The organism is Oleiphilus sp. HI0061, assembly GCF_001635675.1.
Map to the genome: position 1 here is coordinate 1 of NZ_LWFE01001318.1, position 975 is coordinate 975.

Sequence of the window (975 nt, forward strand, 5' to 3'; positions counted from 1 at the left end):
GCGTTGACGTACATCTCGCATCAGACAGGGAAGCTGCGTTGTCCATACTCCGTCGTGAAGAGCCACAAGTCGTGACACTGGATCTTGGACTACCTCCAGACCCAGGCGGTTCAAGCGAAGGCTTTCAAGCGCTCGAAGAGATACTAAGGCTAGCCCCAACAACAAAAGTAATCGTTGTTACTGGACGGGAGGAAAAAGAAAATGCTGTCAAAGCTGTTGGCTTGGGCGCAAGTGATTTTTTCCAAAAACCTTTAGATGCCGATATTCTTTCATTTATTGTTGATCGAGCCTTCCGCATGCATGAGCTGGAGAAGCAAAATCAAGAACTATCAACAGGCTCATCCTCATCACGCTTAGCGGGCATTATAGCGAGTAGCAGCAAGATGCTAGAAGTCTGTCGAATGATAGAAAAAATAGCACCTGCTGATGTGACGACCCTTTTATTAGGTGAAACCGGGACAGGAAAAGAAGTACTCGCGAAAGCAATTCATCAAGTTAGCCCAAGGCAAGATAACCCGTTTGTCGCTATTAACTGCGGAGCAATTCCTGAAAACCTGCTTGAAAGCGAGCTATTTGGACACGAGAAAGGTGCTTTTACTGGCGCAACCCAAACCAAACAAGGAAAGATTGAACTCGCAGATAGCGGCACTTTATTTCTTGATGAAATTGGCGACATGCCGATGCCGCTTCAAGTTAAGCTATTACGCTTCCTTCAGGAAAGAGTGATTGAAAGAGTTGGCGGCGTTAAACCGATACCCGTAGATGTTCGAGTTGTTTGCGCAACCCACCAGAATGTCCAACAACTCATTGACCAAAACTTATTCAGAGAGGATCTCTATTATCGAGTGAGTGAAATTTCTCTCAATATCCCCCCCATCAGGGAGCGTGACGGTGATGCGATTATCATTGCACAAGCTTTGCTTAAAACTTTCGCTCAACAAATGAACCGTCCGACATTAGCATTTAACGAAGATG

General features: G+C 45.6%; 1 protein-coding gene. It reads left to right on the forward strand.

What is annotated here, in order from left to right:
- Positions 1 to 975 (forward strand): PEP-CTERM-box response regulator transcription factor (prsR, locus tag A3735_RS20815; protein WP_068638560.1); only part of this gene is annotated, 975 nt, incomplete at both ends.